Origin of the sequence: uncultured Thermosynechococcus sp., from assembly GCF_938074695.1 — a bacterium.
Lineage (GTDB): Bacteria > Cyanobacteriota > Cyanobacteriia > Thermosynechococcales > Thermosynechococcaceae > Thermosynechococcus.
Genome location: NZ_CALJEM010000021.1, coordinates 23,547 through 36,686, shown reverse-complemented (window position 1 = coordinate 36,686; position 13,140 = coordinate 23,547). Strand labels below are relative to the sequence as shown.

14 protein-coding genes and 1 pseudogene are annotated in these 13,140 nt (G+C 53.1%); 9 read left to right on the top strand and 6 right to left on the bottom strand.

Annotated features, from left to right (window positions below):
* Nucleotides 1–13 precede the first annotated feature (13 nt).
* Nucleotides 14–745 (bottom strand): heme oxygenase (biliverdin-producing), encoded by a 732-nt coding sequence (locus tag Q0683_RS03615; protein WP_298613234.1) that lies wholly within the window; start codon nucleotides 743–745, stop codon nucleotides 14–16.
* A 283-nt stretch (nucleotides 746–1,028) separates the two neighbouring features.
* On the opposite strand from Q0683_RS03615, the gene acsF reads away from it, so the two are divergent.
* Nucleotides 1,029–2,093 carry a magnesium-protoporphyrin IX monomethyl ester (oxidative) cyclase gene (gene acsF / locus Q0683_RS03610; protein WP_298613236.1) on the top strand — a complete coding sequence of 355 codons (1,065 nt, stop codon included), beginning with the start codon at nucleotides 1,029–1,031 and terminating at the stop codon, nucleotides 2,091–2,093.
* On the opposite strand, the gene Q0683_RS03605 is transcribed toward acsF, so the two are convergent.
* Both Q0683_RS03605 and Q0683_RS03600 read right to left on the bottom strand, forming a co-directional pair.
* Complete coding sequence (locus Q0683_RS03605; RefSeq protein WP_298613239.1) at nucleotides 2,090–2,398, bottom strand: DUF3181 family protein; 309 nt, start codon at nucleotides 2,396–2,398, stop codon at nucleotides 2,090–2,092. The two genes, acsF and Q0683_RS03605, sit on opposite strands and share 4 nt — an antisense overlap.
* Nucleotides 2,399–2,541: 143 nt before the next feature.
* Entirely contained in the window at nucleotides 2,542–2,961 is a 420-nt protein-coding gene (locus Q0683_RS03600; protein ID WP_298976338.1) for a photosystem I reaction center subunit II PsaD, read from the bottom strand.
* 347 nt (nucleotides 2,962–3,308) lie between these two features.
* On the opposite strand from Q0683_RS03600, the gene Q0683_RS03595 reads away from it, so the two are divergent.
* Entirely contained in the window at nucleotides 3,309–3,944 is a 636-nt protein-coding gene (locus tag Q0683_RS03595; protein ID WP_298976330.1) for a YqiA/YcfP family alpha/beta fold hydrolase, read from the top strand.
* Here Q0683_RS03595 and Q0683_RS03590 read toward each other — a convergent pair.
* Nucleotides 3,941–4,915: a methyltransferase domain-containing protein gene (locus tag Q0683_RS03590; RefSeq protein ID WP_298976328.1), complete on the bottom strand. Its 975-nt coding sequence runs from the start codon at nucleotides 4,913–4,915 to the stop codon at nucleotides 3,941–3,943. The two genes, Q0683_RS03595 and Q0683_RS03590, sit on opposite strands and share 4 nt — an antisense overlap.
* A gap of 232 nt (nucleotides 4,916–5,147) precedes the next feature.
* Between Q0683_RS03590 and ribBA the strand changes: the two genes are divergently transcribed.
* From ribBA to Q0683_RS03575, 3 genes are all read left to right on the top strand, one after another.
* A complete protein-coding gene (gene ribBA, locus Q0683_RS03585) occupies nucleotides 5,148–6,791 on the top strand; it encodes a bifunctional 3,4-dihydroxy-2-butanone-4-phosphate synthase/GTP cyclohydrolase II (protein ID WP_298617559.1) in 1,644 nt (547 codons plus the stop codon).
* Nucleotides 6,792–6,867: 76 nt separating this feature from the next.
* Nucleotides 6,868–7,554, top strand: coding sequence for a photosystem II repair protein Psb32 (locus tag Q0683_RS03580; RefSeq protein ID WP_298976326.1), 687 nt, complete (start codon nucleotides 6,868–6,870; stop codon nucleotides 7,552–7,554).
* 19 nt (nucleotides 7,555–7,573) lie between these two features.
* The gene (locus Q0683_RS03575; RefSeq protein ID WP_298614679.1) at nucleotides 7,574–8,308 is read left to right on the top strand and encodes a 2-phosphosulfolactate phosphatase family protein; all 735 of its coding nucleotides are present in this window, start codon (nucleotides 7,574–7,576) and stop codon (nucleotides 8,306–8,308) included.
* Here the strand turns inward: Q0683_RS03575 and Q0683_RS03570 are convergent.
* Nucleotides 8,298–9,203 carry a 4-hydroxybenzoate solanesyltransferase gene (locus Q0683_RS03570; protein ID WP_298614681.1) on the bottom strand — a complete coding sequence of 302 codons (906 nt, stop codon included), beginning with the start codon at nucleotides 9,201–9,203 and terminating at the stop codon, nucleotides 8,298–8,300. The two genes, Q0683_RS03575 and Q0683_RS03570, sit on opposite strands and share 11 nt — an antisense overlap.
* A gap of 74 nt (nucleotides 9,204–9,277) precedes the next feature.
* On the opposite strand from Q0683_RS03570, the gene Q0683_RS03565 reads away from it, so the two are divergent.
* The 4 genes and pseudogenes from Q0683_RS03565 to Q0683_RS03550 all read left to right on the top strand — a co-directional run bounded on the left by Q0683_RS03565 (nucleotide 9,278) and on the right by Q0683_RS03550 (nucleotide 12,032).
* On the top strand, nucleotides 9,278–9,466 hold the full coding sequence (locus Q0683_RS03565) for a hypothetical protein (protein ID WP_298976323.1): 189 nt from the start codon (nucleotides 9,278–9,280) through the stop codon (nucleotides 9,464–9,466).
* Nucleotides 9,439–9,717: pseudogene (locus tag Q0683_RS03560) on the top strand (CorA family divalent cation transporter); the annotation flags it as partial. The gene Q0683_RS03565 and the pseudogene Q0683_RS03560, both read left to right, overlap by 28 nt.
* A 323-nt stretch (nucleotides 9,718–10,040) precedes the next feature.
* The gene (locus Q0683_RS03555; protein ID WP_298614687.1) at nucleotides 10,041–10,955 is read left to right on the top strand and encodes a Tic22 family protein; all 915 of its coding nucleotides are present in this window, start codon (nucleotides 10,041–10,043) and stop codon (nucleotides 10,953–10,955) included.
* A 9-nt stretch (nucleotides 10,956–10,964) separates the two neighbouring features.
* Complete coding sequence (locus Q0683_RS03550) at nucleotides 10,965–12,032, top strand: esterase-like activity of phytase family protein (RefSeq protein ID WP_298614689.1); 1,068 nt, start codon at nucleotides 10,965–10,967, stop codon at nucleotides 12,030–12,032.
* On the opposite strand, the gene Q0683_RS03545 is transcribed toward Q0683_RS03550, so the two are convergent.
* On the bottom strand, nucleotides 12,029–13,096 hold the full coding sequence (locus tag Q0683_RS03545; RefSeq protein ID WP_298614691.1) for a phosphotransacetylase family protein: 1,068 nt from the start codon (nucleotides 13,094–13,096) through the stop codon (nucleotides 12,029–12,031). The genes Q0683_RS03550 and Q0683_RS03545 overlap by 4 nt on opposite strands.
* Nucleotides 13,097–13,140 lie beyond the last annotated feature (44 nt).

The window sequence follows — 13,140 nt, the reverse complement described above, 5'->3', positions numbered from 1 at the left end:
ATAACAGGGGGTCTTAGACGGCAACAGCTTCAGGACGGCGGTGCTCTCGCCGACTGGGCTGGTTCTCGATGACAACCGACTGCCACACCCGATCGCCAACGCTGGCTTTTAACTCAGGCTCAAGGGCGTGCATGAGATTGCAGTTGAGGGCAAAAGCAAAGTTGGCTTCCTTGACAATGCGGGCGATCGCCCCTTCATCGAGGCCAAGGCCATCTAAGGTTTCTCGATACCGCTGCTTAAAGGCTTTCTTGTCCTCTGGGGTCGGCAGCGCTGGAAACTCGTAAAAGGCCGTGCCTTTACCTTCGGGCAGCGCCAAGTGGGAGCGAACAATTTTACCGAGAGCCTGTCCCCCAGAGAGATCCCCCATATAGCGGGTGTAGGAATGGGCAATGAGCAGCAGAGGATCATTCTGAGCCACATCATGAATGCGACTGAGGTAAACCCGCGTAGCCGTGAGGGGCGTAATCTGATCCCGCCAATTGTCGCCATAGTAGAAGGCCAAATCTTCAGCCAATTGACCGCTGCGGTTGAGTTCAGGGAAGTACATTGCCCGCAGGGAAGCCCCCTTGGTATTGGCCAAAGCCGATTCAAGCGCAGTGTAAACGAAATAGAGATTGGCCAGAAACTGGCGAAAGAGGCTGGGAGTAATGAATCCCTGGACAAAACACTTCATGAAGGCAGTGCGTTCGGCCAAGGTGTGAGCCTCGGCAGTTCCTTCACGCAGCGCAAGGGAGAGCACAGTCATAGCGGTGGCTCCTGAAAGCTCCTGAAATTTATTTTCAACATTTTTTTGAGGCAAAGGTTGGCCTGCCAACGGGGAATGGCCGTGGGCTAGATAGGGGCAGAACGGCAAGCTACAGGTGAGTATTACTTTTTGACCATATGGCTGTCAAGCGAAACTTCAAAAAACATTACAAAACTGCTTACTTTTGCAAAAACGTCAAGACAATTCTTGACCATTCTAAGGGATATAGTATAGTAAAACGGTATGACAAACATAGGCTTAGTTCTATAGGAGTGAAAGGCTTATGGTGGCGATCGCCCCCCACCCTGATTCAGGCCAGACTGTTAAAACCATTCGTGAAAACCTTTTAACGCCCCGCTTTTACACAACAGATTTTGAACAGGCAGCAAAACTTGACCTCAGTCGCCAGCGGGAACAACTCGAAGCAATGTTGGCGGAAATGCGGGCAGACTACAACCGCCATCACTTTGTCCGCGACGACTCCTTCAAAGGCACATGGGACACCTTGGATGCAGAGACCCGCAAAGCCTTTATTGACTATCTTGAGCGTTCCTGTGTCTCTGAGTTTTCAGGGTTTTTGCTCTTTAAGGAACTCTCGCGCAAGCTCAAGAATCGCAACCCCCTTTTGGCGGAAATCTTTCACCTCATGGCACGGGATGAGGCGCGGCACGCAGGGTTTCTCAACAAGGCAATGATGGATTTTGGCCATGCCATGGACTTGGGCTATCTGTCCAAGGCGCGCAAGTACACCTTTTTCCCCCTGCCCTGGGTGCTCTACACTGTCTATCTATCGGAGAAAATCGGTTACTGGCGCTACATCATTATCTACCGTCACCTTGAAAAGCACCCTGAACATTCCTTCTATCCTCTGTTTAATTACTTTGAAAGTTGGTGCCAGGATGAGAATCGCCACGGCGATATTTTTAAGGCTCTAATCCACTCCCAGCCGCAATTGATTCAAGGCTGGGGCGCTAAACTCTGGATGCGTTTCTTCCTGCTAGCGGTGTTTGCCACCCATACCCTGACGGTGCATGAGCGTGCCAAATTCTATGAAGCCCTTGGCCTCAATGCCACGGAATTTGATCGCGAAGTGATTGCCAAAACGAATGAAACAGCGGCGCGCACCTTCTCTGTGGTGCTCAATGTTGACCACCCTGAGTTTTATCCGCGTCTGCAACGCTGTGTTGAGATTAACGAAAAACTCCAAGCCATAGAAGCCAGCAATCAACCGCAGTGGCTGAAGGCCTTGCGGAAGCTTCCCCATCAACTGGCGATCGCAGGTCATCTTCTGCGCATTTATCTTTTGCCCCCGGTCAATGCCCAACAGGAGTGGGGCACGGTGCACTAGAACTCCAGCTCCTCTTGGCGGAAGCGGTTGAGCAGTTCTACCAGCAACGCTTGGTTGGCCTTGGGAATCAGGCGATCGAGGGAAAGGGAGTGCTGACCCCCGCCAAGGGGAACTGAAACCTCCTGCAAGATGCTGGTGACCTGCGCCGCATTGATCTCCCCCTGTTCCAAGAGGGGCAAAAAGGCCTCAGCAAGGGGGGTTGCCAGTTTTGCATCCCCAAGGTAGAGATGCCATTTGGCCACATCAATGTAAATATCACGGCCAATTTCAGCCGCTAGGCGTTCGATTAGGGGGGTACGACTCATGGGCGTCACCTGACTCTGTCTTCCTTATCATCAGGCACAGCGGTCAAATAGGATAGTCTGGAAGGCCTGCTCAACCATAGCTAAAACAAATCCCCCCCGTGGCTGGTCCACAGGGGGCACTCAAGAGGCTGTTCAGGGCCAATCTATGGATCGTAGGGCTTTTTGCCCGTGAACTTGAGTTGAGAGGGGTTGGGATTTTGGCCAATGGAGCGCGGCACACTGTTGACGGCTTCACGCCCTTGGTTCACTTTCTCAGGGAAAACCCCATCCTTAGGATGGATCAACACCGTTTCCCCATCGGGGAAAATGCGATAGATTTTATAGTCGTTAATTTTGCGGGGACGCAGTTGTTGGGTAGCGAGGGCAAGGCACTGCTCCTTGCGGGCAAGGTAAACGAGATTTTCGCCTTCACGCATCACCGCAGCCCCAGCCGTCGGCATTTCAAAAACTTGCTCTTTGGGGCTTGTCCACGTGATGGCGTATTTCTCTTCGGTATCCGCTTTGCTGAGGAGGCCGCCGGTGCTGCCACCGTAGAGCGGGGGTTGCCCAGTGAGTGTTGTCATGCGTTCGATCCTCAATCGCTCACGTTTTTATCCTTAAGATCGGCTAGATACAACCCTTTTCTTGCATATGGGATACACAAAGAGGAGGTAATTCTCTCCATCTTGCGAAAAGGGCTGTAGCCAGATTCAACGGCATCGTAGCACTGAAACCGCTATCTTGCGGCAAGTTGTGAGAAACTGTAACAGTTCGTTCACGATGACTCGTCGTTATTGGGCTACTTGATCCTGATTCTGAACTATTGGCAATGATCACCCTTAAAAAACCTATAGCTAAAGGGCAAATTTGTTAAGATTATTGATAAAGTACAACAAAAATATGTCCGCTCCTCACAGGGGATGATTGATCAATGCAATATCTCTACCTCCATGGATTTGCCTCGTCCCCACGCTCGGGTAAAGCTCAGTATTTTCGCGATCGCTTTGAGGAACTCGGTCAGTCACTCCTCATTCCTGATCTGAATCAAGGAGATTTTTTTCACTTAACGCTGAGTCGCCAAATTGCCCAGGTAGCGGCGCTGCTTTCTCCTGAGGAACCCGTGACGATAATTGGCTCAAGTTTTGGCGGATTAACTGCCGCCTGGCTAGCAGAAAAACATCCCCAAGTGGTGCAACTCTTTCTCCTTGCCCCTGCCTTTGAGTTCGCCAGCCATTGGCTGCCCCGTTTAGGCAATCAATACCATCGCTGGCAAGAAACAGGGGTTTTGGAAGTCTATCACCACACCGCAGAACGCCTGCTGCCCTTGAGCTACGACTTTGCTAAGGATTTACTGGCCTATGACGATCGCCAGCTACAGCGGCCTGTGCCGACCCTCATTTTCCATGGCCTTCAGGATGAGGTGATTCCCATCGAAGCCAGTCGTCGCTACTGTGAAGGCCGCCCTTGGGTGAGTCGGGTGGAATTGGACAGCGATCACGCCCTCAAGGAGGTACAGCCGGCCATCTGGGGCATGATGTTGCCCCTTATTCGCGAGCAACTGGCCTAAGTTGTTTGGCTCAGGGAGAGGGCAGGAACTTCTGCACGCACGGCGCGAAACATGCCAAAGCGGCACAGTCCCATGCCAAAGGCAATCCGCATCAGCAGGAAAGTGGGCACTTCCCGCAAGGATTTTACCAGTCCCGGTAGGCCAAAGCGAATCAGCCCTTCGGGTCGCACAATGCCCTGCCAAATTGAATCTAACCACGAGGGGAGCGTTTCTTGGGTCCAGTCGGCGGTGATTACCTCTCCTGCCACTAAACCGGTTGCTTTCAGGGCTTCGGTAAAGCCTTCAATACTGGCAAAGGCAGGGTGTGCCCATTGATCTAGGAGTTGGCGCATAATTAGCCGCTCCCAGAAGCTTAAGGGGCGCTGGCGATCGTCTCGCTGGTTCCAATCAGCAACCACAAGAATCCCCCCCGGCTTCAGGACACGGAGTAACTCTTTGGCAAATTGCTGCTTATCAGGCATGTGGGGGCCTGCTTCAATTGACCAAACCACGTCAAAACTTGCGTCTGGAAATGACAGGGCTAAGGCGTCATCCACTTGAAACTGCACATTCAGATCAGGAGGCGTCAGTTCCCGCGCCCGCCGCACCTGTTCGGGGCTAATTGTAATCCCTGTTACATGGAAACCGTAATCGCGCGCCAAGATGCGGCTGCTGCCGCCAATGCCACAGCCCACATCCAAAACAGTGGTGCCGGCCGGCAGGCGATCAAGACCGGCCCAGCGCACCATTTCATGGACAAAATCTACCTTCGCTTGGCGAAAGTCTTTGGGACGGGGGGGCGAACCATAGTGGCCAAGGTGAATATGCTCACCCCAGTAAAACTCAAGAATGCCATCATTAGTCCACTCGTCATAGGACTTGGCAACAGAGCGGGCAGACTCGTACTTGCGGGGAAACAATAGGTAAAGCGCTAACCCCACGACGACTAAGGCGCTAACAGCGATAACGAGTATGAGTAATAGATGAGACATGCAGCGGATTGGTTGGCTAAACCTTTCACTATGATGACGAGATTTTCAGCATTTTCACAAGGCACAGAGCCGTAGATGGGGTTTCCTGCAGGAACACCATGAACACGATTTATCCTAAAAAATTGGTACAATCCTGCTTACCAGTGTTGCAGGCACCCACTCCCCGTGAAAAACGCTGTAACTTAGTAATTAAGAACCCTTAAGAGTTTTGGAAGTAACTGCCTTGGCGGACGTGCCTGTGTTTGACTCGATTGAATCTGCGTTGGATGCCCTGCGGCGGGGCGAAGTCATTGTGGTGGTGGATGATGAGAATCGCGAAAATGAAGGGGATCTCATTGGTGCCGCCGAGCGGGTAACCCCCGCGATGATTAACTTTATGGCGGTTCATGCACGGGGACTAATTTGCCTTGCCATGGAGGGCGATCGCCTCGATGAATTAGATCTGCCCTTAATGGTGACAACAAATACCGACAGCAATCAAACGGCCTTTACGGTGAGTGTGGATGCCGGTCCGCGGTGGGGGGTCACCACCGGCATTTCCGCCGAAGACCGTGCCCGCACCATTCAAGCGCTCATTGACCCCACTACCCAGCCTCAAGATTTGCGTCGCCCCGGCCATGTCTTTCCCCTGCGATCGCGTCCTGGCGGCGTTCTCAAGCGTGCTGGCCACACAGAGGCAGCCGTCGATCTAACCCGCTTGGCGGGACTCTACCCGGCGGGTGTCATTTGCGAAATTCAAAATCCCGACGGCACCATGTCACGGCTGCCCCAACTCTTGGAATATGCCCGTACCCACCAGCTCAAAATCATAAGCATTGCTGATTTGATTAGCTATCGTCTCCAGCATGAGCGTTTTGTCCGTCGCGAGGCTGTGGCCAAGCTACCGACGGAGTTCGGTGAATTCCAAATCTATGGCTATCGCAACTCCCTCGATCAATCGGAGCATGTCGCCATTGTCAAAGGGGATCCCGCCACGTTTAGCGAACAACCCGTGCTGGTGCGGGTTCATTCCGAGTGCCTGACCGGCGATGCCCTTGGTTCCCTGCGCTGCGATTGTCGGATGCAACTGCAAGCGGCACTGAAGATGATTAACACTGCCGGTCGCGGCGTGGTGGTTTATCTACGTCAGGAGGGACGGGGGATTGGCCTAGTGAATAAACTGCGCGCCTATTCCCTCCAAGACTTGGGCTTTGACACGGTGGAAGCAAATGAAAAACTTGGATTTCCAGCAGATTTACGTGACTATGGGGTTGGGGCACAAATCCTAAATGACCTAGGGGTGAAGCAAATTCGCCTGATTACCAATAACCCCCGCAAAATTGCTGGCCTTAAGGGCTATGGCCTTGAAGTGGTGGATCGGGTGCCGTTGTTGATTGAAGCGACCCCCTACAACACCCCCTACTTAACCACCAAGGCCCAGAAACTGGGGCATCTGCTGCTACAAACTTACCTAATTACCGTGGCCTTTCGCTGGCAAGAGTCGCAACTCAATCCGGGCGATCGCTATGAGCGGCTGGAAAAACTGCGTCATTTGGCTGCAGGCGTCCATTTGCTAGTGCGGGAAGAAGCTCGACCTGTGGCTCAGGCCATCTTTGGGCATCCTAACCTGATTGTTCACTTTGGCTTTGATCAACCCCATTTAGCTGACCGCCACTGGTACCAGCAGCCAGAACATCCCTATGTGCTTGCGGTGCAAACCCTGCTGCGGCAATTTTGTCAATGGCCAAGGCTGAAGGGGTTTGAATTTCTTGTGGCTACAGGCGGTGATCCGATGCTTAACCTACCTATGCATCTGGATCGCCAAGCCTATACGCAACAGCCGCCTAGGGAGTGGCAGCCTCATCTCATTTATTCATGGTCAGCAGTGGAAAATTAAGATTTATGAAAAGAAAATTTATTTTTGCGATCAACATCTGAGAAAATTGCAGAGAAACACACAGGGTTAAGCACAGATGCATTGGCAAGTGGCTTGGAAGAACACCATTCGCTCTCTTTTGCTGGCACTACTCGCTAGTACGTTGTGGGTCACCCCCCTTTGGGCAACCAGCGCGATCGATATTCCCTTTCCGGGAACAGCAACTGGTGTCATTGATGAAGGCAATGTTCTCAGTGCAGTCACCGAAGGCAGTGTCGGGCGATCGCTCCAAGATCTCGCCGAGGCAACGGGCATCAATGTTCATATTGTTACACTGCACCGCCTTGACTATGGTGAAACCCCCCAGAGCTTTGTGGACAACCTCTTTAGGCAGTGGTTTCCCGATGCGGAGTCCCAAGCCAATCAGGTGATCATTGCCCTCGATACTGTTACCAATGGCACAGCAATTCATTATGGTGAGGCTGTGGCTGAACGCTTGAATCCTGAGACGGCTGAAAGTATTGTCCAAGAAACGATGCGGGTGCCCCTGCGGGACGGCAACTACAATCAATCGGTGCTTGACACCGTCGATCGCCTTGCCAAAGTCCTCAAAGGTGAACCCGATCCGGGGCCACCGCTGGTGCGAGAAGCTGTTGTCGAGAAAACCTACAAGAGCAAAGAGGAAACCGACGATCGCTCCGCCACAATTATTGTCGTTGCCCTGTTAATCGCCGCTACGGTGATCCCAATGGTGACATACTTTATGTATCAAGGATCATCGTAGCCAAACCCTTCTTCTATTTATGAAAATCTATACTTACCACACACCAGAGCGTGTACCAGCCGACTGGCAGCCTGACTGTGCTATTGCTGTTGATGTTCTGCGAGCAACCACGACGATCGCCACGGCTCTTGCTGCGGGTGCGGAGGCAGTTCAAGTCTTTAGTGATCTGGCAGAATTAGAGCAAGTCAGTCAGCAGTGGCCGGCAGCCAAACGAATTCGCGTTGGTGAGCGGGGAGGGAAAAAAGTTGCTGGTTTTGACATGGGCAACTCCCCCGCGGAGTGTGTTCCCGAGCGCGTTAAAGGGTGTCGTCTCTTTATGAGTACGACGAATGGCACCCGTTCTTTGGAGCGCATTCAGGCCAGTCCCCTCGTTCTGGCCGCCGCCTTGGTGAATCGTGCGGCGGTTGCCGAGTTTGTGCAAAAACATCAACCAGAAACTGTTTGGATTGTGGGTTCTGGTTGGGAAGGGAGTTATTCCCTCGAAGATACCGTTTGTGCTGGAGCACTGATTCACTACCTGTGGGGTCGGCAGGAGGCTCCCTTGGAAACCCTTGCCGGCAATGATGAAACCATCGCCGCCACCGCGCTGTACCGCTACTATCAAGATGATCTATTGACCCTCTTTCACCATTCCAGCCACGGGCAGCGCCTCCTCCACCTCGGCAATGAAGCCGATCTCAAATACTGTGCCCAAGTGGATATTCTGGCAATTGTGCCGTGGCAGGTTTCCCCCAAGCTCTTGACTAAGGCGTAGGAGACCACATCCCCACCCAGAGCAAAAAGCCCAACCAGACATTTTCATTGAAGTAACGCGCATAGGTCTGAAGGGAAAGCGTTGTGGTTTGCGGCGCACGGCGTTCGTGGGTATAGATTTGCAGGGATTGGCGCAGCCAAAAGTAGGTGGTGACTGTCAAAGCCAGCCAAAATCGCCAAGTGAGTCCCGCCCTGAAACCAACAATGATTAGAAACACCACCGTCAGCCCATAAAATAGGGCGATCGCCAAGGGCGCATAGGCACCAAAAAATAAGGCACTAGAATTGACCCCCAGTCGGCGATCATCGGGGCGATCGGGCATGGCATAGACCGTATCAAAGGCCAGTGTCCACACCACCACTGCCGCCCACAACCACGCGGTAGTCAAGGTTAAGCGCCCCTGTACCGCTGCCCAAGGAATCAGCACAGCAAACCCCCAAGCTATTGCCAACACAAGCTGCGGAACGGGAAAGACCCGCTTCGCCAAAGGATAGAGGAGAATCACCGGCACAGCAGCCACCGCTAGCCAATATCCCAAGGGAGTGAGGTAAAAGGTCAATCCCCAAGCACAGAGCAGAGCAATTATCATTAGACCCAAGGCCACACCCAAGGAGAGTCGCCGGCTGGCAAGGGGGCGGTTTTGCGTCCGCTGCACATAAGGGTCAATGTTCCGATCCCAACAGTCATTCACAATGCAGCCCGCTGCACTGGTGGCGATCGCCCCCACGGTGATAATCAGGAGCAGCTTCAACGAGGGAAAGCCCCCGCTAGCCAATGTCAATGACCACAGCGCCGGAATCAGGAGAATCAAACGCCCCGCCGGTTTGTGCCAGCGCAGGAGTTGGGCGATCGCGACCCAAGTGGGCACTGAGGTTGTTGAGACTTGAGGATTCACCACACGATCCCACCGCGAATGCCACTACACTTGACAATCTTAACTTTTCAGAGGGGTTTGGAGCAGGGCGGCTCATGTTGGCCTACGCCTCCGGTCGCTGGTCTGTACTCTGTCTATTCCTCAGCATCAAGGCTAATGCTCCGCCACCAACACTCATTCTCATTAACTATCAGCCAGATCAGGCCAGCCGTCGCATCTTAGAAACTCCTGAAGAATGTGGCTCCTACCTCAGCACTATCTTTCTGCTATCGGCAACAAAATGAACGAGATTGCGAAGCCTCTAACAATTATCTGGACGATTTTCATTCCACTAACGTTTATTGTGGGTATCTATGGTATGAACTTTGATCCTGAGGCCTCCCCTTGGGACATGCCAGAACTGAACCGGTATTGGGGCTATTCGGCCTACTGGGCAATCATGCTCGCCGTCGCGGTCAGTTTGTTTTTCTTTTTCTGGTGCAAAGGTTGGTTCAAGAGCACCACCCGCTTGGAATCTCTGGACACTCAACACTAGTTCCTGGAAGGGTATGGAAACTTGCCCCTCGTACATTGCGTCAAATTGGCTTAGGCTGGGAAAGCAAAGGAAGTACTTTATGTGTAGAATACTCATTTGCAGCCTTTTTCCCAAGAATGGCACACACTTAAAACCGTGAAAGCCAGTATGGAAAAAGATCCCATCTCCCTTATGCATTCCATACTTAAGAAAAGGGCTGCACGTGGTGCATAAGTTTTGGTGTGAGTTAGGTAATAAATTGCGATCGCCACCCCTCTCCACAATCAAGGGACTAACTTTGGAGAGTTCACCTACTGCAATAGAGCATTCATTTAGGAGACTATATGAAACGATTGGCACACTTGGGTGTTTTGGCAGGGTTAGTGAGTAGCCTGTGGCTAGCACCCGCCCTCAGTCGCCATGATATTGCCACCGCCTTGCCCGAAGAACAAGTGCTGCGGATTCTCAGCAATGTACCCATTTTTATGATCACCAATGATAAAGGGGAACCGCTGACCGTTGAGATACCCAACCCTAAAGATCGCAACAAGAAAATTCAGGTCTTTACCTTCTTTGTCAATCAGCAGGATGCTCAAACTGCACTGAACGGGATTAAAACGCAGCAGCCGGAGGTGGGTCGCGTCGCTCGGGTCTCCGCCGCCGCCCTCAGTGGTGCCGTGAAAATTGCCCTCGAAAGTCAGAAAAATCCTGCCATCGGTGTGGACATTGTCCCCTCAAAACCGCAGCTGGAAGCAGCCGTGAACCTACTCAAGCAAAGTGGCGATCTCGTAGAACGGGATGGCAAAATTCTAACCAAAGATGGTCAACCTTTCATGGGCGGCACCCCCCTGTTCTTCCTGGCGGATAGCAAAACAGGCAACCCCATCGCCATAGAAGCACAAATGCGCGAAAACGGCCAAACTCGAACCCAGCGGTTTATTCCTTTTTACTTTGACAAGGCGCAACTTCAACGGGAGGTGGATCAAGCCCGCCAACAGCGTCCTGAACTCGCTAAAGACACCGGTATTCGCGTTGTTATGCTGGATAATCTGGTGACAACCATGTTGAGCACCAACGATCCTGTGGCGGGTCAAATTCAACTAGTCCAAACCCCTGAGGCCATTCAGTTCGCGCTGCAACAAAGCGGTGGCAACAATGCCCAGCGACCTAGTCCGGCCAATCAACCCGCTGCTCCCCAACGCCCAAATCAACAAGGGGGGGGTACAGGGAGCAATCAAGGCACCAATCGCAAGCGCTAAGATACCCCCATGCACTGGCCACGCTTCCTGACGGGAATACTTCTCCTTGGTTTACTGTGGGGATGTACCCTGCCCGAAGTGCGAGCTGAGGAGCGCCTATTTCTGAATGTGGGGGTGGAATTTCGCGGCGAAGTCCAACTGCCCGTTGGCAGTCAGTGGCAGGGTACGGAGGTGGGGGGGCTGTCGGGTTTGACGTACGATCCGCGCCAACGGCACTTCTATGCCATTAGTGACGATCGCCAGCAGCCTCGGTTTTACACCCTCGAAATCACGCCCGAAACCATTGTCCCCAAGGGCGTGACTTTTCTTCGGCAGCCCAATGGGGAGGGGTATCCCGCCAACACTGCTGACCCTGAGGGGATTGCCCTAACGCCGGAGGGACACCTTGTAATTAGCAGTGAAGGGGTAACAGCCACAGCTAGTCCCCCTTGGATTAAGACCTTTGAGCGCGAGAATGGGCGAACCATTGAAGCTCTACCCCTTCCCCAGTACTATCTCCCTGAGGGGCAGCAGGGCATTCGCAATAATCTTGGTTTTGAGGCTCTGACGCTTTCCCCGGCGGGCGATCGCCTATTTGTGGGCGTGGAATCTGCCCTTGCCCAGGATGTCCGCCCCAATATCCCCCTTTACTGTCGTCTGCTCCACTACCTGCGGGGGGAGGTTGCCCCTGTGTTGTTGGCGGAGCATCTCTATCCCCTAGAGAACGCAGGAGCCATGTTTAATGGCCTTGTGGAGCTGCTCGCCCTCGATAACGGCGGCCATTTTCTGAGCCTAGAGCGCAGCTATAGCCCAAGGGAGGGGTATGGCATTAAGCTCTTTGAGGTTTCCCTTGGCGGGGCAACGGATACCTTGGGCATGGCCACCTTACCAGTTGATTTACGCGCCATCCGCCCTGTGCAAAAACGCTTAGTCCTAGATTTGAACACCCTGGGGATTCCCCTCACTAACTTGGAGGGGATGAGTTTTGGTCCTCCTTTGGCGGATGGGGCGCGATCGCTCTATCTCATCGGCGATAACAACTTTGATGGCAAAACGCCGACCCAAGTACTGATTTTTGCCTTGAGTACTAAACGCTAGGCTTCAACGGTCAAGAGTCCCAACTGAGCCAGCAAGCGATCGCCATCCACGTGCTCCTGCATCAGTTGCTCGACACATTTGACCTTGGCGACTTCATGGAGCCGCACCTGCCCGAAAGCCCGATCCACAATTTCCACAGCGGTCAGGGTGTCTAAGTCCACCGAGAGGACCGGAATTTCTAACTCCTCGGCGCGGGCAAGAATAGCCGGGGAAGGGGGCAAATGCCCCGTGAGAATCAGGCAATGGGTAGAGGTCTCCAGAGCCGCCCACTGAATATCGGTGCGATCGCCCCCCGTAATCACCGCCATATTGTTTGCTTTACGGAAATACTTCAGGGCGGCACTGACATTCATGGCTCCAATGGTGAGTTCTTCCACCAGCAAATCCAAGCGATCGGGACGGCACAGAACTTCGGCATTTAACTGGCGTACTAATTCCTTGACACTGACACTGCGCAGCAACTGACTGCGGGGCAACATGCCAAAAACTGGAATTTGGTGTGCCTCCAGATATTGGCGAACGGCGGATAAAGGTTGAGTCTCGGGTTGGGGAATATCGTTGATGATGACCCCCAGCAGGCGATCGCTCAATTCCGACTTGGCTAGGAGTAGCGATTCCACCACCAAGGGGGACTCATAGCGCACTACCATTAAAATCGGTGCATCCAACACCGCTGCCATCTGGGCTAACCCCAAATCAAACAGCCTCCCCTCTGCTAATGTGGCTGGCCCTTCGAGGAGCACCAAGTCTTCGCGGTTGATATGGTGATAGGCTGCTAGGGCTTGGCGATAATCCTGCTGATCTGTGCCTGTGAGCCTTGCCTTGATGGCTTCTGGAGTGAGAGTGAGCAATGTGGGTCGCACATTCTCGAGATTGAGGGTTTCCTGGATAAAACTGACGTCGGCTTCGGTTTCTTCGCTGTCGGCGGCGGGCTGGTATGTACCTAAGGGCTTGCCGTAGGCAATGCGGAGGTGGCGATCGCGACAGAGCTTGGCCAAACCTAAAACCGTTGCAGACTTGCCGCTATAGGGCACCATTGAACCAATCAATAAATGCTTTGCCACCGTTGAGTTACTCCTCCCATGACCCCAGCCCTAAACACGCGAGT

What these genes read in the sequence shown, in the direction of transcription:
- Q0683_RS03555 (WP_298614687.1), top strand. Translation starts at nt 10,041, where the DNA reads ATGAAACGATTGGCACACTTGGGTGTTTTGGCAGGGTTAGTGAGTAGC.
- Q0683_RS03580 (WP_298976326.1), top strand. Translation starts at nt 6,868, where the DNA reads ATGCATTGGCAAGTGGCTTGGAAGAACACCATTCGCTCTCTTTTGCTG.
- Q0683_RS03595 (WP_298976330.1), top strand. Translation starts at nt 3,309, where the DNA reads ATGCAATATCTCTACCTCCATGGATTTGCCTCGTCCCCACGCTCGGGT.
- Q0683_RS03575 (WP_298614679.1), top strand. Translation starts at nt 7,574, where the DNA reads ATGAAAATCTATACTTACCACACACCAGAGCGTGTACCAGCCGACTGG.
- Q0683_RS03550 (WP_298614689.1), top strand. Translation starts at nt 10,965, where the DNA reads ATGCACTGGCCACGCTTCCTGACGGGAATACTTCTCCTTGGTTTACTG.
- Q0683_RS03590 (WP_298976328.1), bottom strand. Translation starts at nt 4,915, where the DNA reads ATGTCTCATCTATTACTCATACTCGTTATCGCTGTTAGCGCCTTAGTC.
- Q0683_RS03615 (WP_298613234.1), bottom strand. Translation starts at nt 745, where the DNA reads ATGACTGTGCTCTCCCTTGCGCTGCGTGAAGGAACTGCCGAGGCTCAC.
- Q0683_RS03565 (WP_298976323.1), top strand. Translation starts at nt 9,278, where the DNA reads ATGTTGGCCTACGCCTCCGGTCGCTGGTCTGTACTCTGTCTATTCCTC.
- acsF (WP_298613236.1), top strand. Translation starts at nt 1,029, where the DNA reads ATGGTGGCGATCGCCCCCCACCCTGATTCAGGCCAGACTGTTAAAACC.
- Q0683_RS03605 (WP_298613239.1), bottom strand. Translation starts at nt 2,398, where the DNA reads ATGAGTCGTACCCCCCTAATCGAACGCCTAGCGGCTGAAATTGGCCGT.
- Q0683_RS03600 (WP_298976338.1), bottom strand. Translation starts at nt 2,961, where the DNA reads ATGACAACACTCACTGGGCAACCCCCGCTCTACGGTGGCAGCACCGGC.